Origin of the sequence: Paraliobacillus quinghaiensis (genome assembly GCF_003426025.1) — a bacterium.
In the GTDB taxonomy this organism is placed as follows: Bacteria; Bacillota; Bacilli; order Bacillales; family Amphibacillaceae; genus Paraliobacillus_A; species Paraliobacillus_A quinghaiensis.
In genome coordinates, this window is sequence record NZ_QJSH01000036.1 from 1 (window position 1) to 23,979 (window position 23,979).

At 34.9% G+C, this 23,979-nt stretch carries 17 protein-coding genes, 1 rRNA gene, 1 pseudogene and 1 riboswitch; of the genes and pseudogenes, 17 read left to right on the top strand and 2 right to left on the bottom strand.

From position 1 onward, the window contains the following. The 10 genes and pseudogenes from D2K40_RS15065 to D2K40_RS15110 all read left to right on the top strand — a co-directional run. Window positions 1-1,443: IS200/IS605 family accessory protein TnpB-related protein (locus tag D2K40_RS15065; RefSeq protein ID WP_117157171.1), on the top strand; the 1,443-nt coding region annotated here is incomplete at its 5' end. Between the two features lie 95 nt (window positions 1,444-1,538). Continuing rightward, a pseudogene (locus D2K40_RS15070) lies at window positions 1,539-2,042 on the top strand (DUF6920 family protein); the annotation flags it as partial. A gap of 234 nt (window positions 2,043-2,276) precedes the next feature. Next, window positions 2,277-3,392, top strand: a complete 1,116-nt coding sequence (locus D2K40_RS15075; protein WP_117157172.1) for a sugar ABC transporter substrate-binding protein — start codon at window positions 2,277-2,279, stop codon at window positions 3,390-3,392. A 95-nt stretch (window positions 3,393-3,487) separates the two neighbouring features. Next, window positions 3,488-5,008, top strand: a complete 1,521-nt coding sequence (locus tag D2K40_RS15080; RefSeq protein ID WP_117157173.1) for a sugar ABC transporter ATP-binding protein — start codon at window positions 3,488-3,490, stop codon at window positions 5,006-5,008. A 17-nt stretch (window positions 5,009-5,025) separates the two neighbouring features. Continuing rightward, window positions 5,026-6,201 carry a sugar ABC transporter permease gene (locus tag D2K40_RS15085; RefSeq protein ID WP_117157174.1) on the top strand — a complete coding sequence of 392 codons (1,176 nt, stop codon included), beginning with the start codon at window positions 5,026-5,028 and terminating at the stop codon, window positions 6,199-6,201. Window positions 6,202-6,439: 238 nt separating this feature from the next. Further along, window positions 6,440-7,417 (top strand): substrate-binding domain-containing protein, encoded by a 978-nt coding sequence (locus D2K40_RS15090; protein ID WP_229666801.1) that lies wholly within the window; start codon window positions 6,440-6,442, stop codon window positions 7,415-7,417. Beyond that, entirely contained in the window at window positions 7,414-8,847 is a 1,434-nt protein-coding gene (locus tag D2K40_RS15095; protein ID WP_117157176.1) for a sensor histidine kinase, read from the top strand. Before D2K40_RS15090 ends, D2K40_RS15095 begins: the two co-directional genes overlap by 4 nt. Before the next feature lie 5 nt (window positions 8,848-8,852). Next, window positions 8,853-10,397, top strand: a complete 1,545-nt coding sequence (locus D2K40_RS15100) for a response regulator (protein WP_117157177.1) — start codon at window positions 8,853-8,855, stop codon at window positions 10,395-10,397. A 22-nt stretch (window positions 10,398-10,419) separates the two neighbouring features. Next, window positions 10,420-11,517: a D-xylose ABC transporter substrate-binding protein gene (xylF, locus tag D2K40_RS15105; RefSeq protein ID WP_117157185.1), complete on the top strand. Its 1,098-nt coding sequence runs from the start codon at window positions 10,420-10,422 to the stop codon at window positions 11,515-11,517. A gap of 51 nt (window positions 11,518-11,568) precedes the next feature. Further along, a complete protein-coding gene (locus D2K40_RS15110) occupies window positions 11,569-13,287 on the top strand; it encodes a methyl-accepting chemotaxis protein (protein WP_117157178.1) in 1,719 nt (572 codons plus the stop codon). Window positions 13,288-13,383: 96 nt separating this feature from the next. On the opposite strand, the gene D2K40_RS15115 is transcribed toward D2K40_RS15110, so the two are convergent. Continuing rightward, window positions 13,384-13,971 carry a YitT family protein gene (locus D2K40_RS15115; RefSeq protein WP_117157179.1) on the bottom strand — a complete coding sequence of 196 codons (588 nt, stop codon included), beginning with the start codon at window positions 13,969-13,971 and terminating at the stop codon, window positions 13,384-13,386. Window positions 13,972-14,106: 135 nt separating this feature from the next. Further along, window positions 14,107-14,229: a hypothetical protein gene (locus D2K40_RS16735; RefSeq protein ID WP_268237335.1), complete on the bottom strand. Its 123-nt coding sequence runs from the start codon at window positions 14,227-14,229 to the stop codon at window positions 14,107-14,109. A 190-nt stretch (window positions 14,230-14,419) separates the two neighbouring features. Next, a riboswitch (cyclic di-GMP riboswitch) is annotated at window positions 14,420-14,505 on the top strand. Between the two features lie 57 nt (window positions 14,506-14,562). Between D2K40_RS16735 and D2K40_RS15120 the strand changes: the two genes are divergently transcribed. The 7 genes from D2K40_RS15120 to D2K40_RS15145 all read left to right on the top strand — a co-directional run. Then, entirely contained in the window at window positions 14,563-16,062 is a 1,500-nt protein-coding gene (locus tag D2K40_RS15120) for a DUF5667 domain-containing protein (protein ID WP_229666803.1), read from the top strand. A 142-nt stretch (window positions 16,063-16,204) separates the two neighbouring features. Further along, window positions 16,205-16,930, top strand: coding sequence for a sigma factor (locus D2K40_RS15125; protein WP_117157181.1), 726 nt, complete (start codon window positions 16,205-16,207; stop codon window positions 16,928-16,930). After that, window positions 16,927-18,099, top strand: a complete 1,173-nt coding sequence (locus D2K40_RS16480) for an anti-sigma-I factor RsgI family protein (protein ID WP_162879239.1) — start codon at window positions 16,927-16,929, stop codon at window positions 18,097-18,099. The genes D2K40_RS15125 and D2K40_RS16480 overlap by 4 nt, the downstream gene beginning before the upstream one ends. Before the next feature lie 844 nt (window positions 18,100-18,943). After that, a complete protein-coding gene (locus tag D2K40_RS15130) occupies window positions 18,944-20,512 on the top strand; it encodes a BCCT family transporter (RefSeq protein ID WP_268237336.1) in 1,569 nt (522 codons plus the stop codon). A gap of 109 nt (window positions 20,513-20,621) precedes the next feature. Beyond that, a complete protein-coding gene (locus D2K40_RS15135; RefSeq protein WP_117157183.1) occupies window positions 20,622-21,410 on the top strand; it encodes an SDR family oxidoreductase in 789 nt (262 codons plus the stop codon). Between the two features lie 160 nt (window positions 21,411-21,570). Further along, a complete protein-coding gene (locus D2K40_RS15140; protein ID WP_117157184.1) occupies window positions 21,571-23,109 on the top strand; it encodes a hypothetical protein in 1,539 nt (512 codons plus the stop codon). Window positions 23,110-23,705: 596 nt separating this feature from the next. Then, window positions 23,706-23,979 (top strand): 16S ribosomal RNA (locus D2K40_RS15145); the annotation flags it as partial.

Here is a 23,979-nt window from a genome sequence, read left to right on the forward strand (position 1 = left end):
CTAACAAAAATGTATATTTCCAACAAAGAAGCACAAATAAGCTCTGTTAAAAAGAAAATTAAAAGTACGAAATCTCGCTTAACTGTTTTGAACAAAATCAAAAATTCGTTTATAAAAGGAAATCCGAAATTCAATAAAATTTCGCCTGAACAACAAAAAGGAAACTTTTTCGTTGTGGAATTCAAATCAAAAATCGATTTGTATTACAATGCTTATGATTTTGAACATCTTTACTTAGATGTTCAAATTAAGCATCTAACGTCCCGTTTGGGACGGTTGGAGTTCAAACTAGATAGGTTCCAAAAACAAATTACAAGCCTTAAAATCGGCGTAAAAAGCGTCTGTTTTGGCAGTAAAAAACTAGCAAAAGCTAGAACGACGACAGAAAAGTATCAAAATAATCCTGGGTTATGGAAACAGGATTGGTATCTGGCTCGTTATGGTAAAATGACTATTTCGGGACGAAAAGATGCGAAAACTGGCAACTTTGTTTTTCATTACAACACAAATACCAACCAGTTGATCTTTAAAACGATAAACGGCAATGTTATAACTTTTGATAATGTTGTGTTTCCTTATGGGCAAGAAAACGTGGACAACGCTATCAATACGCAGATGGGATTAAAAAATAAAAAACAATTCGGTAAGCCTATCGCATGGTCCGTTGAGGACCATGGAGAATACTTCGTATTCAAGTGTTTAGTAGATGTACTACCAAATCCTTATGTGAACTACTCTAAATCGGAGGGTGTTATTGGTGTGGATTGTAATGTTGACCACTTGGCTATTTCTAACGTTAATAGTATTGGGCAACTGATTGAGTCTTTCTCTCTGGATTTTGAGGTTGAAGGAAAGACAAGTGGTCAACTCTCAAAAATTATTGAAGCAGAAATAATTGCATTGGTTGATTATGCTGCGAAGCATAAAAAACCAATCGTAATAGAGAAGCTTAACACAACAAAATCCAAAGTTAAACATGCTTACGGCAATAAAAAAGCGAACCGACGCATGAGTCAATTCGCTTATAATAAAATGGTAATGGCTATAAAATCAAGAGCTGATAAAGCCGGGATTGAAGTTTACGAAGTAAATCCAGCTTACACTAGCCAAATTGGTAAAATGAAATACATGAAAAGATTCGGAATTTCCATTCACGAATCTGCTTCCTATACAATAGCTCGAAGAGCTATGGGTTTTAAAGAAAAGCTTCCACCAGCGTTGCATTCACTTGTTCCAGAGCAGAAACAAGGTCTACATCACTGGGTGCAATGGGGGTCTGTTTCATCCTGCCTATCTTTTGCTAGAGTGCACGTTTTCTACAAAATAGAGTTTTCTAGCCAAAACAAGTTGAGCTCTTGGAGCTCACTATTTCCGAAAGGTGCTACCACAGACTTTGAGAAAATGGGTTTGTCTCGGTTGGAAAACAGGAAATCCAAAGCCTAGTTGAACAGGCTTTGGTTGTGCGCAAGTGCATCCTTTGGGAATCCCCTTCCTCAAAATTTCGTTAGAAATTTAGGTGGGGGTAGTTCAATTGGAAAGCTGATATTAAAGCTGCACCACTTTTTCACATTGTAGGAAGAGATAAATATGAAAATGGAAAAGGGCACATGCTTATTAAATTACTTGCTTTATTTCCAGTGGCTGACTCTAAAGGAAAAGAAATTGATCAGGGTACATTATTGCGTTACCTTGCAGAGACAATGTGGTTTCCAAGTGCGGCTTTAAATGAATATATAACATGGGAAACGTTAGATACAAATCGTTCAAAAGCAACCATGTCTTATGGAGGTATAGTAGCTTCAGGTGTCTTTACATTTAATGATATAGGTGAAGTAACACAGTTTGAAGCTGAAAGGTATGGTGAATTTGATGGAGAGACTCGTTTGGAAACATGGTCAATCCCAGTTCGAGATTATAAAGAATTTGAAGGAATAAAAATCCCTACAAAGGGTGACGTTACGTGGAAATTAGATTTGGGTGACTTTAATTGGTTTAATTTTGAGGTGACTGAAATTGAATACAATAAACCCTTTGTGTATTAAAATATATAGCTGAAAAAATTGAACATTGTAAACTCTCCAATATTGGGGAGTTTTTTAATGCGCCTACATAACAAAAATGTATAAGAGTATAAAAGGATAATATACCACTTGTTCAAAAGGATAAAAAAGTGTAGGTAATAATAAAAAAATGCTATATGTTAACGCTTTCAAATTGTTGTTTGAGCGATATAATTGACCTGTAATAAAATATGACCAATTGAGAGGGGTATTAGAATGAAGAAGATTACAATTCTTTTAGCAACAATGCTGTTTATGCTTATTCTTGCAGCTTGTAGCGACAGTGAGACGAGTGGGGAAACGGATAGTGGTGATGGCGACATAAGTGTTGGTATCGTGTTACCAACTAAAGATGAACCAAGATGGGTACAGGATGAAGAAAGATTTAGAGATGCAATAGCTGACTCAGAATATACAACAGAAATTTTGTTTAGCCAAGGATCTTCTGCTAGAGAAAAAGAAAATGTTGAAACGTTGATTAGTAAAGGAATTGAAGTTTTAATCATTAGCCCTCATGATGCCGCAGCAGCTGGTGCTGCAGTAGAAGCTGCTAAAGAAGAAGGGATTACAGTTATTTCTTATGATCGTCTTATCACTGATACAGACGCAGTTGATTACTATGTTACATTCGACAGTATCGCTGTAGGTGCTGCTCAAGGACAGTACTTAATTGATAATGCAGAAGGTTCTAACGTACCGTTATATCTATATGCTGGTGCTTCTTCTGATAATAATGCCTTCTTGTTCTTCGAAGGTGCATGGAGTGTTCTACAACCTAAAATCGCAGATGGTACTTTCGTAATTGCTAATTCTAGTGAAGCATCTGATTTAGCTGATACGGCGGAACTTAGTCGTGATCAAATGGGTAGCATTCTTAACCAAGTTACAACAAACTGGGATCCAAATGAAGCTAAAAACAAAGCTCAAACTCATTTGACTGCTGCGGGAGAAGATATGAAAGGTGACGTTGCTATACTTGCACCAAATGATGGTACTGCACGTTCAATCGCAGACGTTTTTGGATCTGATTCTGACATATCAAGCTATCTAGTAACAGGTCAAGATTCTGAGAAAGCATCAATTCAATATATCATTGATGGCAAACAATCAATGACAGTATTTAAAGACGTTCGTACTCTTGTTAAAGATTCTATGGGTATGGCAATTGATGTTCTTGATGGTAATACACCTGAAACAACTGGTGCTTACGATAATGGTAATATCGAAGTACCTGCAAAACAAACAGACGTTATCGTAGTTGATGAGGATAATGTTCAAGCTGAGCTTATTGATGCTGGCTATTATGAAGCTAGTGAATTTACTGGACTATAAAAGATAAAAGCTAAAAAATGCGAAATAGTGATAGATTCGTCTATCGCTATTTCCCAATTCAATAGTTGCTATGTTAAGAGATAAGGGGGTAAATGATGGCCGAATATATTCTTGAAATGGAGCATATTACGAAAGAATTTCCCGGTGTTAAAGCGCTGAGTAATGTTAATTTTAAAGTAGAAAAAGGGGAAATTCATTGTTTAATCGGTGAAAATGGAGCTGGAAAGTCCACCCTGATGAAAGTACTTAGCGGTGTTCATCCCTATGGGACATATAAAGGGGATATCGTATTTAATGGAACTGTACAGCAATTTAATAAAATTAATGACAGTGTAAATGCTGGTATTGCGATAATTTATCAAGAATTAGCACTTTTCCCAGATCTGTCAGTATATGAGAATATATATGCAGGTAATGAAGTAAAACGAGCTGGAGTTGTAGACTGGAATCAAACAATCGTTGAGGCTGAAAAAATGCTAAAAAAGGTAAATCTAAAGGTTAATCCTGAATCACTAATAAAAGATTTAGGAGTAGGTAAGCAGCAACTAATTGAAATAGCAAAGGCTTTAAGTAAAGAGGTAAAGTTGCTTATTTTGGATGAACCGACAGCAGCACTTAATGAGGATGATAGTGAAAACCTTTTGGAACTGTTAAGAGCACTGAAAAAACAAGGTGTAACTTGTATTATGATTTCACACAAGTTAAAAGAAGTAATAGCAATTGCAGATAAAGCAACTGTACTCCGAGATGGAGAAACCATTTGTACGTTAGATGCCTCAAAAGGAGAAATAGTTGAAAATGTGATTATAAAGAACATGGTTGGTCGAGAGATCAATGACATTTATCCCAAAAGAGAGAAACGAGCTTTCGGTGATAAAGTTCTTGAATTAAAAGATTGGTCTGCATATGATGCTCAATTAGGAAGACAAGTTGCAAAAAATATCAATATTCATGTTAAAAAAGGAGAAATTGTGGGCCTTGCTGGATTAATGGGGTCCGGTCGAACTGAACTTGCGCAAAGTATTTTTGGGAATCCAAAGAATTATAAAACACAGGGTGATCTCGCAGTTAATGGTCTGCCGATTAAGTTTAAACACACAAGTGATGCAATTAAAGCTGGAATTGCTTATGTAACGGAAGATCGTAAAGGTGATGGACTGTTTATCTCTCAAGATATTAAAAATAATATTTCCGCAGCTAATTTAAAAGATGTCTCCTCGAATGGTGTTATTAATGAAAATATAGAAATAATCGGTGCTGAAGAATATAGAAAATCCTTAAATATAAAAGCATCTTCTTTACAACAAATTGTAAAAGATTTAAGTGGTGGTAACCAACAGAAAGTATCTTTAGGTAAGTGGTTATTTGTAAGTCCAACTTTACTAATTTTAGACGAACCAACACGTGGAATAGATGTGGGGGCTAAATTTGAAATATATACAGTCATGAATAAATTAATTGACCAAGGATTAAGCATTATTATGATCTCTTCAGAATTGGGTGAAATCCTCGGTATGAGTGACCGATTGTATGTAATGGGTGAAGGCGAAATTAAAGGTGAGTTGTTAACAAAAGACGCGGATCAAGAAAAAATTATGCAACTTGCTACGCAATAGGAGGTTAAAATTAAATTATGAAGATGCTAAATGAAGCGAAAGAGTTAATCCAAGACAATATTCGTGACTATGGTATGTATATTGCTTTATTCATTATTATGCTTACATTTTCTGTTATGACAGATGGACTTTTCATGTCTTCTCGTAATATAAGTAATCTACTAGATTCAGCTGGTTATATTGCTGTATTGGCTGTTGGTGTAATGCTTGTTATTGTTATTAGGCATATTGATTTATCGATTGGATTTCTAGCTGGTTTTCTTGGTGCAATTGCTGCTATATTACTTATGCAAGCGGGATTACCTGTCTACTTAACTATTCCAACGATTCTTATACTGGGAACAATTATTGGTTTGTGTACAGGTTTTTTAGTTGCGCAGCTTGGAATTCCAGCATTTGTTGCAACACTAGCAGGTATGCTTATCTTTAGAGGTGCACTACTTTTAGTTACAGAAAAAACTGGTACGATAATTGTTCAAAATGATGCTTTTAATGCGATAGGGAATGGATATATTCCATCAATTATGCAGGTGAATGGATTACATCTGTTATCTCTGCTTGTAGGATTAATGGGTATTATATTCTATGTTTATAGTGCTTTATCTAGTCGAAAAAATAAGATAAAGTATAAATTTGATGTAGTGTCAATGGAAATTTTTGTTTTACAATTGCTGTTTGTTTCAGCAATTATTGCTTATATTACATGGATTTTGGCAGGTTATAATGGTTTTTCTTGGACAGTTATAGTATTACTAGTTATTGTTAGTATTTATCACTTTTTTACAACAAAAACAGTATTAGGTAGACATATTTATGCAGTTGGTAGTAACCCAGAAGCAGCACATTTAAGTGGGATTAACGTTAAGAAAATTACCTATTTAGTGTTTGGTTCAATGGGGATGCTTGCAGCAGTTTCAGGAATTCTATTTACTGCTCGTTTACAATCAGCCACAACGACTGCTGGTACATTATTTGAGCTTGATGCAATTGCAGCTGCTTATGTTGGTGGTGTATCATCTGCCGGTGGGGTTGGTAAAGTAACTGGTGCAATTGTTGGTGCAATTGTTATGGCTTCTTTAATCAACGGAATGAACCTACTAGGGGTAGGGATATCCTACCAATATATTATTCGTGGTGCTGTTTTAGTTCTAGCGGTTATCTTTGATGTAACCACTAGAAAAAGAGGAAAATAGATTTGTGTACTTATATTATTGCTACAAATTAAAAAGAGGGACTCTAAGTAGTCCCTCTTCTACTTTTATCCTATATTAAGAAGCGTCTCAGTTAATACAAACGATACTCGAATCTCACCTCATAAGCTGCTATCTCTCTAGTTAAAGTGTTTATATTAACCTATAGGAAAAGTATTGAATATTTTGTGGTAAATGATATGATTTAATTACCTTCGAAAGAATGGAAGGAGATTTTCTCTTGCGTAAAACAGTCATCACTATATTAGCTTTTGTATTCATCACCCTTTGTTATTTCACATTTGCATCAGCGCAAAAAGTAGTTCAATCTGATTGGCAATTACCACAGACCATAAATAAAATACAAGCAGGATATCGTTTCGTTCTGATCACGCAAGATATGAACACCCCATTCTGGGATAAGGTGGGAAATGCTGCTGTTGACAGAGCAAAGGAAGAAGGAGCAACACTTGAAGTATGGGGCAGTTATGGAAATAATAAAGAAGATTTTTTGGAAAAGATGGAAATCGCTATTCATTCCAAGGTCGATGGTATCATAATACAGGGATTAGATACGGAAGATTTTAAAAATCTATCAAAAATAAAAGCATCATTTTATGGTATCCCAATTATCACTGTGGCAAATGATGTACCAATGGAAGAAAGTCTAAGAAAGACCTATGTTGGTTCCGACCAGTATAATGCAGGAAAAATGATTGCTGAACAATTAGTATCTGATATGGGTACGACAGGAAATGTCATCCTTATGTATGATACTGAATTTGAATATTATCAGGAACAACGTTTAAATGGTATGAAAGATGTTTTAGAGACTTATCCGAATGTTCAAGCCTTATATGCAGAAACGTCTGAATCAAGAGATCAAGTAATCGCAACTACACAGAACATGCTTAACCAGATGCCAAATGTTGATGCCTTTGTAGCTATCAATGCAAACCTAGTAGGAAGTTTAATTGAAGAAATTGAACATCGCTCTCAAGTCGAGCCTTATCATATCTATTCATTTGATGATGGCCCAGAGTCATTAGCATTATTAAAACAAGGGAAGTTGGATGGATTGATTGAACAGTCGCCTGAGGTAATGGGTGAGGTTAGTGTGGAATTAATGTTGGAATGGTTAAATGGAGAAACAGTTCCTCTCGATATAAATGGTTATTTCACTGATATTCAGGTATTGAAGGCGACGGATGAACAATGAATAGAATTCAAAAGAAAATATGGATGCTAACCACAGTAGTTGTGGTAATTATGTCGGCAATTTGGATAACGCTTACATATTACAATAATAAAACACAAAATCAATATAATGATATTTTACAACGCTATTTAAGTATGAATGAAGTGACGAATTCGAGCCAACAAATAATAACAGATTTGAATAATTATATGCTTAATCCATCAGAAGAAAATTTAGAGCAACTTGATTTGAGTAAAGAAAAGATACAAAAAGCAAAATATAACGTTTTTGATTTAAGAAATGAAGAAAACGACTTTGCGTTAACGAACTATATTAATTTAATTGATAGTTTCATAGAAACAACGAATAGGTTACTGATGTTTCATTCTGAGCAAGAAAAAGAAGCGTTAGCAAAAGAATTTACGGAAGCAACACGTATTTCAAATTATATTTCTGAAATGACACTTACATTGCTAGATACAGAATTGAAGACTTACGATCGATTTTATCGTAGCATAATTGAGCAATCAGTAGAGTTAAAAGAACTTGGCATTTGGTTATTACTGTTAATTACGTTTCTTTTGTTAACGCTTACTTATGGGTTTTCATTGAGCATTACGAAGCCAGTACTTAAGCTCACACAGGCGGCCAATGAGTTGTCTAGAGGTAGATTTGATTTACAGATAAAAGTGGAAACAAATGATGAAATTGCTTTTCTTGCTAAGACATTTGATCGTATGCGAATCAATATAAATAATTTAATCTCGGAAATTACACATAAGGCGCAACTTGAACATGAGTTGCAGCAAAGTAAAATTCTTTTACAAGAAAGCCAATTTCGCAGCCTGCAAAGTCAAATTAATCCACATTTCTTATTTAATACGCTTAACACACTTTCTAAAAAAGCATATATGGAAGGTTCTGAAGAAACAAGTGATTTGCTTGTAAGTATTGCAGGATTACTACGTTACAATTTAAAACAAATAGACAGGTCTGTGACACTTAATGAAGAAGTTGAAGTTTTAAGACAGTATATGGATATTCAAAAAGCTCGTTTCACTGAGAACTTACAATTATATATGGAAATAGATGAATCTTGCCTTTATGTACCTATTCCTGCGTTGACATTACAGCCAATTATCGAAAATGCTGTAATCCATGCTATTGAGCCTAAAGAAAATGGCGGCATTATATGGGTTCGTATTATTGATGGTTCTGAGAGAGTGACGATAGAAATTGAAGATGATGGAATGGGAATGAATGAAGAGAAGATCGAACAAATTTTGAAGGAGGGTATTGTTTCAACCGAAGGACATTCCACGGGGATCGGATTCAGTAATGTTGTTAAGCGTTTGCGCCTTTTTTATGGTTCTGAGGATGTGATAGATATTAAAAGCACGATAGGATATGGTACAAAGGTTATTCTCAAAATTCAAAAAGTGAGGAGTTGAACAGAATGATCAAGCTCCTGATTGTGGATAACGAACAGGTTGAAAGGGAAGGGATGCAAGCAATTCTGCAAAAGGGTTTTCCGGAAATCGTAATTGAACAAGCTAAAAATGGTAAACACGCCATAGAAGTGACGGATGAATTTAAGCCAGATGTTGTACTTATGGATATAAAAATGCCAGGAATTAATGGATTAGAAGCTGTTGAACAAATTATTGAAAAGCACCCTAATATAAAATGTATTATGGTAACAGCTTATGACACATTTGATTTTGTGCGACAGGCAATTAAGCTGGGTGCAAAGGATTATTTGCTTAAACCAAGTAAAGCAAGTGAAATTTTGGAGACAGTGGGTAAAATATTTGATCAAGTTATAAAAGAACAGGAATCCTTGATTACGAGCAAACTTCAGCAGGAGAAGCTACAAAAAACATTGGCTCTAGCTGAAACAGATGTTGTAACGCAGCTGCTTTTTGATCATGTACATGAAGTGCATTTGGACATACTAGTTGAGATGTTAGGTATTAAATCAATGAATCAAATGTTTGTGACAGTCGTGTTAATCCCGTCAGGATCGGAGCATTTATATTCTTCTATCAAGCAGAAAGTTCGAAAAATGGGGAACAGTTGGGTAGGTGCATTGTACGGTAATCAACTACCAATAATTGTGTTTCGTAATACGGATAAATCATTCAGGTCTCAAGCAACTATCTTGGCTCGTGAGATTCTTACTCTAGCAAAAAACGATCAACGATCAGGGTGGTTTATTGGCATAGGAAGTGTTTGTGATTCATTGGAAAGAATCAGACAATCTTACCAGGATGCTCTAATGGCGACTATGGATACAACACTTCCGGTTAAATATCGTTTCTATTCTGATTTACCAGCTTTTGATGATGCGCGGAATGTGCAGCAGATTAAAGAACAAGAGAAAGAATTTTTTGATCAGATCCGACTCGGACATTGGGAGCAAGTTCGTACTAACATAATGAACTTAATTCAATATTACGAGAATGAAGGTGCCAATATACAGCAGACACAGCAAAAAATGCTGGAAGTGCTCTGGATTGCATCTCAGGTGATGAATGAAATTGGCATAGAAATAGTCAGGCCATTCTACGCTTTCCAGGTGAAAGATTATCAGCAACTTCGTTCAGTAACGGGTCAATTACTAGATGGAATGCAGCAGTCATACGTAGAACATAACGAGCTTTTAGAAGCAGATACGATACATCAAATTAAGCAATTTATTATTGAACACTCTCATGAAGATATTTCGTTAGAAGCGTTGGGAGAGAAAGTAGAATTAAGCCCAATATATATTAGTAAAATGTTCAAAGAAAAATTAGGTGTTAATTATATTGATTTTTTAACTGCATGCCGAATTGAAAAGGCAAAGAAACTGATGGGTGATCCAGAGAAAAGTATAAAAGAAATCACTTTTGAAGTTGGGTATCACGAGCCGAACTATTTCAGCAAAGTATTTAAGAAAATGACTAACCTTTCACCAAAGGAGTACCGAAAGAAGCTTCAAGGTAAAACTAATGCTTGATAATCGAAAAGGGGAAAGAGTGATGAGGTGGATTGTTCGAAGCATTACACTGATCCTATTAGCACTGGCTCTATTCTTAATTGTTATAGCCTGTAAAGGGGATAATGCAACACATAAAGATGTGTCATCTTCTAATTCACTACAAAATAAGGAGACTCACGTTAACCGTTCTTCTGATGGAAAAGTTAAAATTGGTTTCTCTATGGATACTTTAGAAGAAGAACGTTGGTTAAAAGACAGAGATTTGTTCAAAAGTGCGGTAGAATCGCTGGGCGCAGAAGTAGAAATCATGGCAGCAAATGGAGATGATGCGTTGCAAATTTCACAAGCTGAATCGTTAATTAGTCAAGGTGTTGATCTACTTGTTGTCGTACCTCATAACGCAGAGGCAACTGCAGCTATTGTAAATAAAGCCCACTTGGCAGGTATTAAGGTAATATCATATGATCGACTTGTAAAGAACGCTGACATTGACCTCTACATTTCCTTTGATAATGAACAGGTAGGTGAAATGCAAGCAAAGGCAATTACAAAAGTAGTACCTAAAGGAAAGTACGTATACATTGGTGGTGCAGTAACTGATAATAATGCTCATTTGTTTAAAAAAGGTGTTTTTAATGTACTTCAGCCACTTATTGACAGAGGGGATATAACAGTAGTATACGACCAATGGACAAAGGACTGGACGCCTTCTAATGCACTAAAAAACATGGAAAATGCACTAAAAGCTAACAATAATCAGATTGATGCGGTTATTGCAGCGAATGATGCAACTGCCGGAGGAGTTATTCAGGCATTAACAGATCAAGGACTAGCAGGTGAAATTCCTGTCGCTGGACAAGATGCGGAACTAGCAGCAGCCCAACGCATTGTTGAAGGTACGCAGTTGATGACAGTATACAAACCAATTAAAACACTTACTGAAAAGGCAGCAGAGCTTTCAGTTAAACTTGCGACAGGTGAAGAAGTAGATGTGGACAGGAAGATCAACAATGGAAAAGTTGAGGTGCCTTCCGTCTTACTAGCACCGATTGCAGTTGATAAATCTAATATCGATGAGACAATAATTGCTGACGGATTCCATACAAGCGAAGATATTTATCAACACACCCATGACTGAAGTCACAGGTGTTATCGCCTTTTTTCATAATAATAACAATGAGGTGAAGTAATGAAGTTTAAAAATAGCAAACCAAGAAAACTATTTAAATTTAAAAATATTAAAGCAAAATTATTAATAGGATTTTTAACTATCATTATTCTTACAATTTCGTTTGGTATTTATAATTCCATATCATTAAATGGGATTAATGCAAACTCTGAGTCTATTTTTGAGGAAGATGTTCCATCGCTTATCGTCACTCAAAAATTACAATTAAATATTTCAGAACAGATTAGTTTAGCACGTGCATACACCATTTATGGCTATGAAGCCTATATTGAACAATATGATAAATTAGTAAAAGAACGTGGTCGATTAGAAGAGCAATTATTACAATATGATAAATCCAATGAAATACAGGAATTAATAAAAAACAGTGCTATTTTAGAAGGGAATATTCGCGAAGATGTCTTTGCACTTTATGACTCTGATGATCAAGCAAATATAGAAGCAAATTTAAATGCGATGAATGCATTAAGAGATCAAATTGTACGAGGATATAGTGATTTAGTAAGTGTTAGAGAAGTATCAGTTGCTTCGAAGGGAAAGCAATTAGTAGGTTTAGCAAATTCATCCTTACTAGTTGGCATTACAATTACAGTAGCTGTAACGATATTTGGTATTATTATCGCATTAGTTGTAGCATCAACAATTACTAAGCCTCTAAGGCGTGTGAGTCAACACATGAACCTAATAGCAAATGGTGATCTAAGTAATGAGTCGTTGGAAGTTACATCAGATGATGAAATTGGCAGTCTGATAGTATCTACTAATAAAATGCAAACAAACCTTAGTGAATTGGTTTTAGAAATTAATTCATTATCTCAATCTGTTGCTCAAAGAAGTAAAGAATTAACGCAATCAACCTATGAGGTAAAAGAAGGAAGCAATCAAATTGCATCTACAATGCAGGAGCTGTCATCAGGAGCAGAAGCGCAAGCCAATAGGGCTGGTGAACTGTCAACCGCAATGACTATTTTTGCGGAAAAGGTATCCCAAGCGAATGAAAATGGTAATGAAGTTAACACCTCTTCTGAGAAGGTAGCTGAATTAACAAATGAGGGGAAACAGTTAATGGACTCCTCAATTGAACAAATGACGGCAATATTTAAGATTGTTGAAGCATCAGTGAATAAAGTCAAAGGATTAGATCAACAATCAAAAGAAATCTCGAAACTAGTAGGTGTTATCAAAGATATAGCTGAACAAACAAATCTTTTAGCTTTAAATGCAGCAATTGAAGCTGCACGTGCTGGAGAGCATGGTAAAGGTTTTGCGGTAGTAGCTGATGAAGTCAGAAAGTTAGCGGAACAAGTTTCATTATCCGTAGAGGATATTACCAGCATTGTTGCCAATATTCAAAGTGAATCTAACGATGTCACTAATTCATTAGAAAATGGGTATCAAGAGGTTCAGAATGGAATGAATCAAGTTAAGTTAACGGGCCAAACATTTGAAGATATAGATTTCTCATTAACTGAAATGATAAAAAGAATACGATTAATTACGAACAACTTAACCGATATTGATGAAAACAGTATGGACATGAATAGATCTATTGAAGATATTGCAGCGGTATCTGAAGAATCAGCTGCAGGTGTTGAACAAACATCAGCTTCTATTGAACAAACAGGTACTTCAATGGAAGAAGTTGCTTTGGCAACTGATGAATTAGCAAACTTAACAACAAAATTAAATGTATCTATCTCTCGGTTTAAGTTGAAATAGTATATGAATTAGATTTAAATGAAACACCAAAAGAACAATGGCTGATAAACCTTATCAGTCATTGTTCTTTTGGTATTGTTTAATGAAAATCAAATACTAATATTCTAGATTCCATGTACACATACTAGTAAATAGACCTACAAATATAATAGTAATAGAAGAGAGGAAAAATGAATTAGGGGAGATTAATAATCCGCCTAAGCAAATAATCAATGCATCAATAAAAAATATGACAAGACCAACATTGACTTGAAATATTTTTGCTAAAAATTGTGCTAAAAGATCTGTTCCTCCAGTACTTGTTTTACTTCGGAGCATAATTCCAATACCCAAACCGATGAACATACCACCAATAATGGAACTTAATAACGGAGGAATTTGAAATTGGCTAATAAATGTATCGTGAAGTGGATATAGAAAATCTATAGCAAATGATGAAACAAGCATTCCATGCAAACTATTATAAAAATAATCTTTATTATAAATCCAGGCAATGATGAAAATTGGAATACTAAAAACAATAATAATTAGACCTGCTTGTACCCCTGTTAAATACTTTATAATTAAACCTAATCCAATTATTCCACCATCAAGAAGGTGAAACGGAACTAAAAAAAAATTAATCCCGATCGAAAGCAATATACTCCCAATAACGATACTTCCAACTTTTCTAAAATAAAACATGAATTAAATCATCTCCGAAATCATTAGGACATGTTTAATATATATGTGAAATTAGGTAGTTTCTTGCCACTAAATTTTGTTTATGTTGCGTGTAATTGAAAAAAGGGGGTAAATGTTTCCCCCCCTTAAGTTTAATTACTTGATCATGTCTTTTAGAATTTGTTTTCCTTCTTCTGTCAAGTAGACGGTTTGGTCTTCTAATAGTTTTTTTGCCAAATCAACTGTTATTTCTGGAGCTTTTTTTTCATGTGAATTCATGAGCTGTTTCCTCCTTTCGATTGAAAAAGAAGTCCTCTTTACTAATATATTCAGAGGCAATAGAAACGAATAGGACATGAATAACTAGTAATGTGCGGATTTTAAAATTATATTTCCGAGAAAAACATTAACTTTCCCCCCTCAAAATCTAAAAGCCTTACGTAATAATAGTAGGTTACTAAAAATTAAATAAAGATAAAGGTAAACCATTGAAAGGTGGTGACGCAAAACTAAAGGGAGTAAATGTACGCTTCCCTATGTCAGCCAGTTGCCGTATTAAAGGAATATATATAAATAAGAATTATTTTAGTGAGGGAGTAGATGAATTTGAAAATGAAACAGATTATTGCTACGGGATTTTTGATTACGGGTGTTTTATTTACGACTAATTCTGTGTATGCCCAAGTTGGATCAACTCAAGTGAATGAAACGGTTGATTTAACTGTTCAAGATGATATAGAAAATGAGGAAATAATAGAAGAATTAGAAGACTTGGAAAATACAGACACAGCAGAAGTAGAAGATGCAGCGGGAATTACCCCAGATAGTTTCATGTATTTTTTTGACCAAGCAGCAGAAAACCTTCAATTATTATTTACAACTGATTCAGAAAAAGAATCTGATTTGTTGCTTCAAATCGTGAAGGAGCGTTTATTAGAATCTGAACAAATGGTAGAGGAAGAGAAAGACGAATATGTTAATGATCTAATTGACGACTATTTAGGTACGCTACAAAAAGCACAAGAAGAGGTTGCGGAAGTTGTCGCAGACGAAACAATTGACAATGAAGTGAAAGAAGAGTTGTCTGAAGAGTTAGAGGAATCTACTACCGTAACAGATGAAGTGTCAGAGAAAATAGATGAAGATAAAAGAGAAGAATTTGAAGAAAAACAACAGGAAGCATATTTGGTTGCTAATGTTGTAAAGGATCTTGATAATGAAAAGGTGAAGGAATTACGTAATCAAGGTTTTGGTTTCGGAGAGATTGTTAAAATAGTGTCTTTAGCAGAAGAAAGTGGCAAAACTGAAGATGAAATTGTTTCCTTACTACAAGAAGGTAGAGGCTATGGTGAAGTAGCAAAAGAATTGAACATTGCCCCTTCTCAAATCATGGGGAAAGTAATGAAGAAAAAAGAGAAAGAGCTTGAAGAAAGATTGGAAACGGCGCAAGAATCAGGTGATGAAGAGGCTATTTTAAAACTTTCTACTTCATTAGATAACATAAATAGAAAAAAGATAGAATTTAAAATCTACGATGAATATATGGAACTTGAAGAAGAAGTTAAAGCTGAATTAGCAGAAATTCAAGCTGCATTAGCTTCTGGAGAAATCACACAAGAAGAAGCAGATGAGAAAATAGCAGAATTAAAACAAGAATCAGAAGAAGAATTAGCTGAATTGAAAGAAGATGCTGAAGAAGATCTAGGTGAACTAGATGAGGAAGAAAGAGAACAAGCAAAAGAAGCTAGAGAAGAGGCAAAAGAGAAACGAGAAGAAGAAAGAGAGTTAGAAAAAGAAGAGCGTAAAAAGGAAAGAGAAGCTGCAAAAGAGAAACGAGAAAAAGAGAGAGAGTTAGAAAAAGAAAAGCGTGAAGAGGCAAGAGAAGCTGCAAAAGAGAAACGTGAAAAAGAGAAGGAATTAGCAAAAGAAAGACGTGAAGAAGAAAGAGAAGCTGCAAAAAAAGAGCGCGAGAGAAATAAGGAATTAGCAAAAGAGAAACGAGAACAAGCTAAAGATAAGCGTGGCCAAGAAGACGATGACGAAGATGATAAAGACATTGATCAAGATGAAGACAATGAAAATGTTGAAGATGAAGACGAAGATGAAGATTGATTTCACAGGGAGTTCCATTTAGGAGCTCCTTGAATATTATTGGCAATACTAGGTTGATAAAACCATCTTTTGGTCCTTTCCCCTTTATAAAAAAGATTGTATGCTAATAGTGTTAAACAACTGTTTGATTTAGGGGGATATCATGCAAAAGGCAGAAACGACTGAATATATTTTATCAGCAAGAGATGGAGATGAGATAGCTAGAGAAAAACTAATTCTTCACTACAAACCTTATATTATCAATACAGTTGGACATATATGTAAAAGGTATATTACCTGGAGTGATGAGGAGTCTAGTATTGGCTTAATAGCTTTTAATCGTGCAATTGACACATACGCTGTTGATGCAGATAAAACGTTTCTGAATTATGTATATCTACTTGTTAAGCGAGATTTAATAGATCACTTTCGTCGCGAAAAAAAGAAAAGTGATGTACCGCTTGAAGTTAAAGCAAATGATGAGCAGTACGTTAATGTATATGAAATTGAGAAATCAATGGACTCATACAAGCAAAATGTTCAACAACAAGAATTAATTACAGAAATTTTGGAGCTGAGTGAGCTGTTAAATGACTTTAATGTTAAATTTGAAGAATTGGAAAAATTCTCACCAAAACACCGTAAAACACAACGAAAGCTAGTGAAAATAGCTGAGGACTTTGTACAATCTTCTACTCTAGTAGAAACATTTTTAAAGAAGAAACGTTTGCCTGTTAGTGATTTTGTGAAAGAGTATGGTTATCGCCTTAAAACTATTGAAAAATATAGAAAATATATTGTGACTCTGATCTTATTAAAATTGCATCCTGAATGGCAACAATTATCATCGTACATTAGTGTACCAAGTGAAAGTGAGGGGAAATTATGAAGTCGAATACGCATCAAGGCATCGTTGTAAAAGTAACAGATACAAAAATTTCATTGCTATGTCAGGATGGTAACTTTAAAAATATTCCTCGCTCAGGTAGTGAAATGCCACAAATTGGAGAACACTATACGTATGTTGAGAAGAATATTATCCCAATGAAGGGTACGAAGTCTTTAGCCCTTGTTGCTGTATTGTTTTTAATGATTGCAGGTTATTTTATGCGCTCATTTATGATAGAAGAAAACTCTTATCTTTTTGCGCTTGATATTAACCCAAGTATTGAAATATATACAAATGAAGATCTTCAAGTAACGAAGGTGGATTTTTTAAATGAAGAGGGACACGTGATTGCCGATTCGCTGGAAAATAGCAAACAAGATATTAATGTTATTTTAGAAGAAGTTGTTGCTAGTGCTGTTAATAAAAATTATTTATCTAAAAGTGAAAAAGGGATGATCAACTTAACAGTTGTTTCTTTGATTGACTCAAATCATTTAAATACAAAAGAACTGCAAGAGACGCTTGATCGATCACTAAAAGATAATTCAATATCTGCAGATGTTATAGTTGATAATGGTAGTAAACAACTAGTAGAAGAATCCAGAGAAGAGAACCTTTCAATAAATAAAATGCAATTATACAAGGATTTAAAGGATAAAGGGTTAGGCGCTGACGAACTTAGAGAAAAATCAATTGCTAGTATTAAAAAGGAATACAACCATAAAACTAATGATCAAAAAGATATAGATAAGAACGAAGAAAAAGAGGAAGAAAAACAACAAGTAAAAAAGGCTAGAGAAGACGCAAGAGAGAAAGTAAAAGAGAAACGAGAAGAAGAGAAAGAGTTAGAAAAAGAAAAACGTGATGCAGTAAAAGAAGCGAGAGAAGAAAAGAGAGAGCTAGAAAAAGAAGAACTTGAAGCAGCAAAAGAAGCTAGAAAAGAAAAAAAAGAGTTAGAAAAAGAAAAGCGTGAAGAGGCTAAAGAATTAGAAGAAGAAGCAAGGGAAGCTGCAAAAGATAAACATGAAGAGGGAGAAGAATCAGGAGAAAAAGCAAAGGAAGCGGCAAAAGAAGAACGTGAGAAACAGAGAGAATTAGATAAAGAAGCACATGAAGATGATGAAGACAAAGAGGATAACGACAATGATGAAGATGAATACGAAGATTGATTTCACAAGACCAGCCATAAGCCATTCAAAAAGAAGAGAAGGCTATAGAAATAAAAAGGTAAAATAAGAAAAAGAGAATGAAAATAAAAGTATTCAGAGTGAAAATAATCGCCTCGAACAAAAGAATAAGGATTATAAGAGGAAGAATGTACTAAATAATCTTGATAGAAAAAAGAGCCCTTCTGAAGGTAACGCCCCCCGAAAGTTAGAGTGAAAAATCTAACTTTCGGGGGGCGGTACTAATTTATCCCGGTGTAATCGTCCGTAAAACTCCCACCTTCAAAACATCGAGAAAAATCAAAGTTGTTTAAGTGGGAGTAAACGGACGCTAACACCCCGAATGGTTCAGAGGCCTTTAGGTCATCCTTTAGGGCTAACAATCAGTGGGTGAAGGGCAAAAAAATCCACTGATTGAAGGTTCACTTTATAAGGACTATTTTTATTCGGTCTCTTAAGCAACGAGACTCGTTATATGACGTTGAAGCAATTATTTTTGTTTACTTTAATCTTTGTAAAAAACATGTAATTGTTTTGAGTGATTGACTATCATAGATCAAAAATATATAATGATTTTTCGTGCGCCTAAATACTGATTAGTATTTAACGCGTGCTAATAAAATACAGTGTGCAAGCGTTTTGTTTTCAAAAATAATTATGTAAATGTGCCTCTTATATCTAAAGGCGTTTGAAAGATGTTCCATTCAACAAATGAACTAGCTGTACGGAGCTTTTTAATCATTATTAATTATTTTATTAGATAAATAATTCATAACCAAATGTTTACAATTGATTAAATGAAATGAACATTGTGGTACTTGCCTTTAACAAAATTAGGAGGAAAAGAGTGAAACAAAAAGTAAGTAACAAAGACAAGCAAGCAACTGATAAAACGGTATTCTTTATTAGCGGGGGACTATTGATTCTATTTGTTGTTTTCGCGATGATTGATTTAGATATGGTAGAAGGGTGGATTAATTCCTCCTTTGCATTCTCTGCTAAAGTTTTTGGCTCTTATTGGGAGCTATTGTTATTAGCAAACTTTGTAATTGGTGTCGGATTAGCAATTTCAAAGTATGGGAATGTTCGATTAGGTAAGATGGACAAACCGGAGAATGGTTATTATCGTTGGATTGCCATGATATTATGCACATTGCTCGCTAGTGGAGGAGTTTTTTGGGCAGCATCTGGACCAATGATGCATTTTATTTCTACTCCACCTCTATTCAATAATAATTCATCAACTTTAGCAGGTGTGGAACCTGCTTTAGCGCAAAGTTTTTTACACTGGGGATTTTTGGCATGGGCAATATTGGGGACATTAGCTACAATAGTGTTAATGTATGTGCATTATCATAAAGGGTTTCCAATGAAACCAAGAGGAATGCTATATCTTTTGTTTGGTGAAAAAATATTCCGTAAAAACAGTATTACAGGGAATGCTGCAGATATCATATCAATTGTTGCTGTTGCTGCAGGTACTATGGGACCTATTGGCTTTCTTGGATTACAGATAGGATATGGTCTTCATTCACTGTTTGATGTTCCAAATACGTTGGTTACTAATGTTGTTGTTATTAGTGTATTGATCGTTATCGCTGCAATCTCTGTTGCTACTGGTATTGATAGAGGTATTCAATTTCTAAGTCGAATGAATGTAGGTCTAACTGTGTTTTTAGCGGTTTGTATGCTTATCCTTGGGCCGACATTATTTATTATTAATAAGTTTATTTCTGCTGAAGGGTTTCATATTCAAAATATGCTTACAATGGCTTTATACCAAGGTGATCAAGCCTGGTTGGGATGGTGGACAGTCTTTTTCTGGGGCTGGTTCTTAGGTTATGGGCCAATGATGGCAATTTTCATTGCTAGAATATCTCGTGGAAGAACAATACGTGAACTTATAATTGCTGTTTCTATTGTTGCTCCTATAGTAACAAATTTCTGGTTTACGGTCGTTGGAGGAACTGGAATTAAAGCTGAATTAGATAGCCCAGGTTCGATTTCAGCACCTCTTGATGATGGTGGAATGCCCGCTGCAGTAATGGCAATTATGGATCAATTACCATTAGGGTTTTACTTAGCGATTGGTTTCTTATTAGTGACATTAGTATTTGTTGCGACAACTGTGGATTCTATTTCATACACAGTTGCGGTATCTTTAACTGGAAGTGATCAGCCAAGTAGACTTATTCGTGTTTTTTGGGTAATAATGTTTGGGTTGCTATCGATTGTTCTATTAACAGTGGGTGAGAATAGTGTTACGGCTATCCAGAACTCCATTGTTGTAACAGCAGTTCCGGTTTCAATACTCCTCTTACCTACTCTATGGGGATCAATCCAAGCTGCACGTATAATGGCAATTGAACAAGGTATTGTTGCTGTTGATAAAGAAGGCAAGATAATCAACAAGTAATATTATAATATACTCTCTAATTCTGTGTATTTCACACATTTGTTAGAGAGTTTTTTTGTATAGTTGTAGGAAGATTAGGTAAGATATATGAAAAAGGGAGTTGCTTATAATGGTAGAAAAATTATTAAGTGAAAAAGTAGCAATTATTACTGGTGCAAGCTCTGGAATAGGTAGAGCTGCAGCGATTCGTCTCGCGAAAGAGGGTGCGAAGATTGGTCTGATTGATTTAAAAGAGAAAAATGCAGAATCAGTTAAACAAGAAATAGAATCTATGGGAGGGGAGGCGATTATCACTGATACAGATGTTTCTGACCCTCATAGACTGAAAACTAGTATAGATGAAATTGTAGCAGAATGGGGCCAGCTTGATATCGTTTTAGCGAATGCTGGTATCAATGGTAAGGTTGCTCCAATTGAAGATATTACTCCTGAAGAGTGGGATCAAACACTTACAACAAATTTGAAAAGTACATTCTTAACTACAAAATATTCTGTTCCTCATATGAAAAAAAAGGGAGGAAGTATAATTATTACTAGTTCAATAAATGGTAACAGAACATTTTCAGGATTTGGTATGTCAGCTTATAGTTCAAGTAAAGCTGGGCAGATGGCATTCGGAAAAATGGCTGCTCTTGAATTATCAACGTATCACATAAGGGTGAATATCATTTGTCCTGGTGCAATTAAGACAAATATAGGTGAAAATACATTTCCGGAACAGGATAACTTGGAAAAGATAAAGATTCCAGTGAATTATCCGGAAGGAAGTCAACCTTTAGAACATAGACCAGGAACTCCTGATCAAGTTGCAGATCTTGTCTACTTTTTAGCATCTGATTCTTCAAGTCATATTACTGGTACTGAATTATATATCGATGGGGCAGAATCATTGCTTTAGGCAGGATAGTAGAAATAAGTGTTTCAAATTAATGGTAATATTTTGGCGAATTAATTACTTTTTATATTAAAGTTATATTTAATTCTAAAATTTAATTTACCTTATTGTGTACTTACGGTATTATAGACTTTTGCGAGAATAATAATAAAGGGGTTTCTAAATGGATATTGTTGAACAGGTCACACATTTGCAATTATTAAATCAGTTTTGGATCATTTTATTATTTCTTATTCCAATGGTCTTAATATCTCGTACTGTTGTAGCGGGAACAAGGTATTCACCGATTTTAATCATCGTAATTTTTGGATTAGCTATGGGTTATATATTAGTAGGGAGCGATGTCGCAACTCCTGGTCTCCCAGAATTTCCATTTGTTAATTTAATGGCAAATACGACGATTATAGCACTTACGGTTACATTCTTTGTTGGTGGACAAGAGTTAAGAAAGATATTAGGGAATAAAGAAGTAGAACCAGATGATTTCGTTACACACTCTAATGAAGAAACAATGCTCGGAACTACGAGAACACAATTTATCTTTATCATTCGCTCATTTTTTATCTTGTTAGGGATTGAAGGAATGTCACGTATGCTTTTAGGTAATGATAGTGGAGTAATACCAAGTAACTACTATCCACTTATTGCTTACATCGGTATCATTGGTGCGTTAATCTTCATTGATAACAAAGCTACGATTAAAAATAAGCGTCAATATCTACAAAAAGGTATAGCAGAAATAATTTTAATTATTGTTGTTTTGCTTCTTTCAAGTCAGATTGCTACTTGGATTAGTTCACTTATTTCTTTACCGCAAATTTTCTTTGCTATGATGATTGCTGCAGGTTTAGGCGCGATTTTCTACAAATGGATGTTTGGACCTACAATTCGCGCATTATTATTTGCTGGTATCCCAATCGTTCTAGCAGGAAACTTCATGGTTGGTGGCTCTCGAATGGGAGAGGCTTTCACTATTGAAGGTATGAATTCAGTGATATTCTATGGCTTCTTTGGTCAACTGTTTTGGATGTTTGGCGGAATTGCGTTACTAATGTACTTTGCTAAAACAGCAAATACACGGAATCTTGCACCAGGTATGGCGGGTTCATTATCCCACTCAGGTTTAACTGGTGCGTGTACAGCTGGAGACTTTGGTAAAGTTGCAGCTAATAGAGCACCAATTATGATTAATATTCCTTTCTTTGGTCATATTTTTGTGTTTTCAATTTTAGCTATTAGTGCTGATCGGGGTAGCTTGCTAATATTCCCTGCAGCAATATTAGTGGCTATTGGTATTGGACTTACTGTAAAGTCTCTTATGAACATGCGTAAAGCTCACGGTAATGAAAAGAAAGAAGTCAATGCACTAATACTATTTTCATTTGGCTGGCAAATTTGTGCTGTGTTTGGTGGATTAGTATTGTTAAGCTTCAGTACAATGCCATTTGATTATGCAGCTATGGCACAATCTAGTGCAATTTCTCACTTTGGATTGTTTGCGGCTATACAGGGTGGAATGTTTGGGGCTGAGGCTGGATTACTAATCCCATTTATTTTCTCTATGCCGTTCTTAGTACATCCAATCGTATTCTTTATGTTTGGTAAGGCAATGGAAAAAGACGGCGAGATGCCAATTAAGCCGGTTTATATTTTAGCTCTTATTGGTTTTGTCGGAGTTGTAGCAGCATTATTCTTCCTATAAGAAATTAAAAAAGAACTCTCTAACTTTGCATATCTTCATTGCAAAGTTGGAGAGTTTTTAAATTGAATTATTATAATTTGGTAAGGCTAAAGCGGATAATTAACTTGAAAAGAGTGGATAGATGGACTTCATGTTTGGGAGAATGAAGTTAGAATAAAAAAGTTGGAATTGATGATATATCGAAAGTAAGAGTTTTTGTCTGATGTATATCAAAAATGATAGATAAATGAAAATGAAGTTATAGAATAGTAAGTAAAAGTTATATTGATTTTCCATTTACAAATATACAAAAACTATGATATATTAAATCTCGTTGCTTTTTTAAGGCAACTTCTATCAATTAAAACAGAATTGAAATTATATATTGATTTTTGTTTCTAATTACGATACAATAATTTAGCTGTCGAAATGGTGTAGCTTTTTGTTGGATTGATAGTGAATAAAAAAAGTGTTGACACAGTGTGGTCTTAAATGTTACAATATTTTAGCTGTCGCAAAAGCAGTGACAACAATTTGATCTTTGAAAACTGAACGAAACAACCAGTATGTTAAGTAAGAAACAAGCTAGTATTTTAAATGAGCAACCAAGCTCGCATTTTATGGAGAGTTTGATCTTGGCTCAGGACGAACGCTGGCGGCGTGCCTAATACATGCAAGTCGAGCGCGGGAAGCAAGATGACCCCTTCGGGGTGATTCTTGTGGAACGAGCGGCGGACGGGTGAGTAACACGTGGGCAACCTGCCTGTAAGATTGGGATAACTCGCGGAAACGTGAGCTAATACCGGATAACACTTTTCTTTACCTAAGGAGAAGTTGAAAGGCGGCTTTTCGGAGCTGTCACTTACAGATGGGCCCGCGGCGCATTAGCTA

Coding starts and splice junctions, on each gene's coding strand:
- D2K40_RS15075 (WP_117157172.1), top strand. CDS start 2,277: ATGAAGAAGATTACAATTCTTTTAGCAACAATGCTGTTTATGCTTATT.
- D2K40_RS15115 (WP_117157179.1), bottom strand. CDS start 13,971: ATGTTTTATTTTAGAAAAGTTGGAAGTATCGTTATTGGGAGTATATTG.
- D2K40_RS15100 (WP_117157177.1), top strand. CDS start 8,853: ATGATCAAGCTCCTGATTGTGGATAACGAACAGGTTGAAAGGGAAGGG.
- D2K40_RS15140 (WP_117157184.1), top strand. CDS start 21,571: ATGGATATTGTTGAACAGGTCACACATTTGCAATTATTAAATCAGTTT.
- D2K40_RS15120 (WP_229666803.1), top strand. CDS start 14,563: ATGAAACAGATTATTGCTACGGGATTTTTGATTACGGGTGTTTTATTT.
- xylF (WP_117157185.1), top strand. CDS start 10,420: ATGAGGTGGATTGTTCGAAGCATTACACTGATCCTATTAGCACTGGCT.
- D2K40_RS15080 (WP_117157173.1), top strand. CDS start 3,488: ATGGCCGAATATATTCTTGAAATGGAGCATATTACGAAAGAATTTCCC.
- D2K40_RS15135 (WP_117157183.1), top strand. CDS start 20,622: ATGGTAGAAAAATTATTAAGTGAAAAAGTAGCAATTATTACTGGTGCA.
- D2K40_RS15110 (WP_117157178.1), top strand. CDS start 11,569: ATGAAGTTTAAAAATAGCAAACCAAGAAAACTATTTAAATTTAAAAAT.
- D2K40_RS15095 (WP_117157176.1), top strand. CDS start 7,414: ATGAATAGAATTCAAAAGAAAATATGGATGCTAACCACAGTAGTTGTG.
- D2K40_RS15125 (WP_117157181.1), top strand. CDS start 16,205: ATGCAAAAGGCAGAAACGACTGAATATATTTTATCAGCAAGAGATGGA.
- D2K40_RS16735 (WP_268237335.1), bottom strand. CDS start 14,229: ATGAATTCACATGAAAAAAAAGCTCCAGAAATAACAGTTGATTTGGCA.
- D2K40_RS15085 (WP_117157174.1), top strand. CDS start 5,026: ATGAAGATGCTAAATGAAGCGAAAGAGTTAATCCAAGACAATATTCGT.
- D2K40_RS16480 (WP_162879239.1), top strand. CDS start 16,927: ATGAAGTCGAATACGCATCAAGGCATCGTTGTAAAAGTAACAGATACA.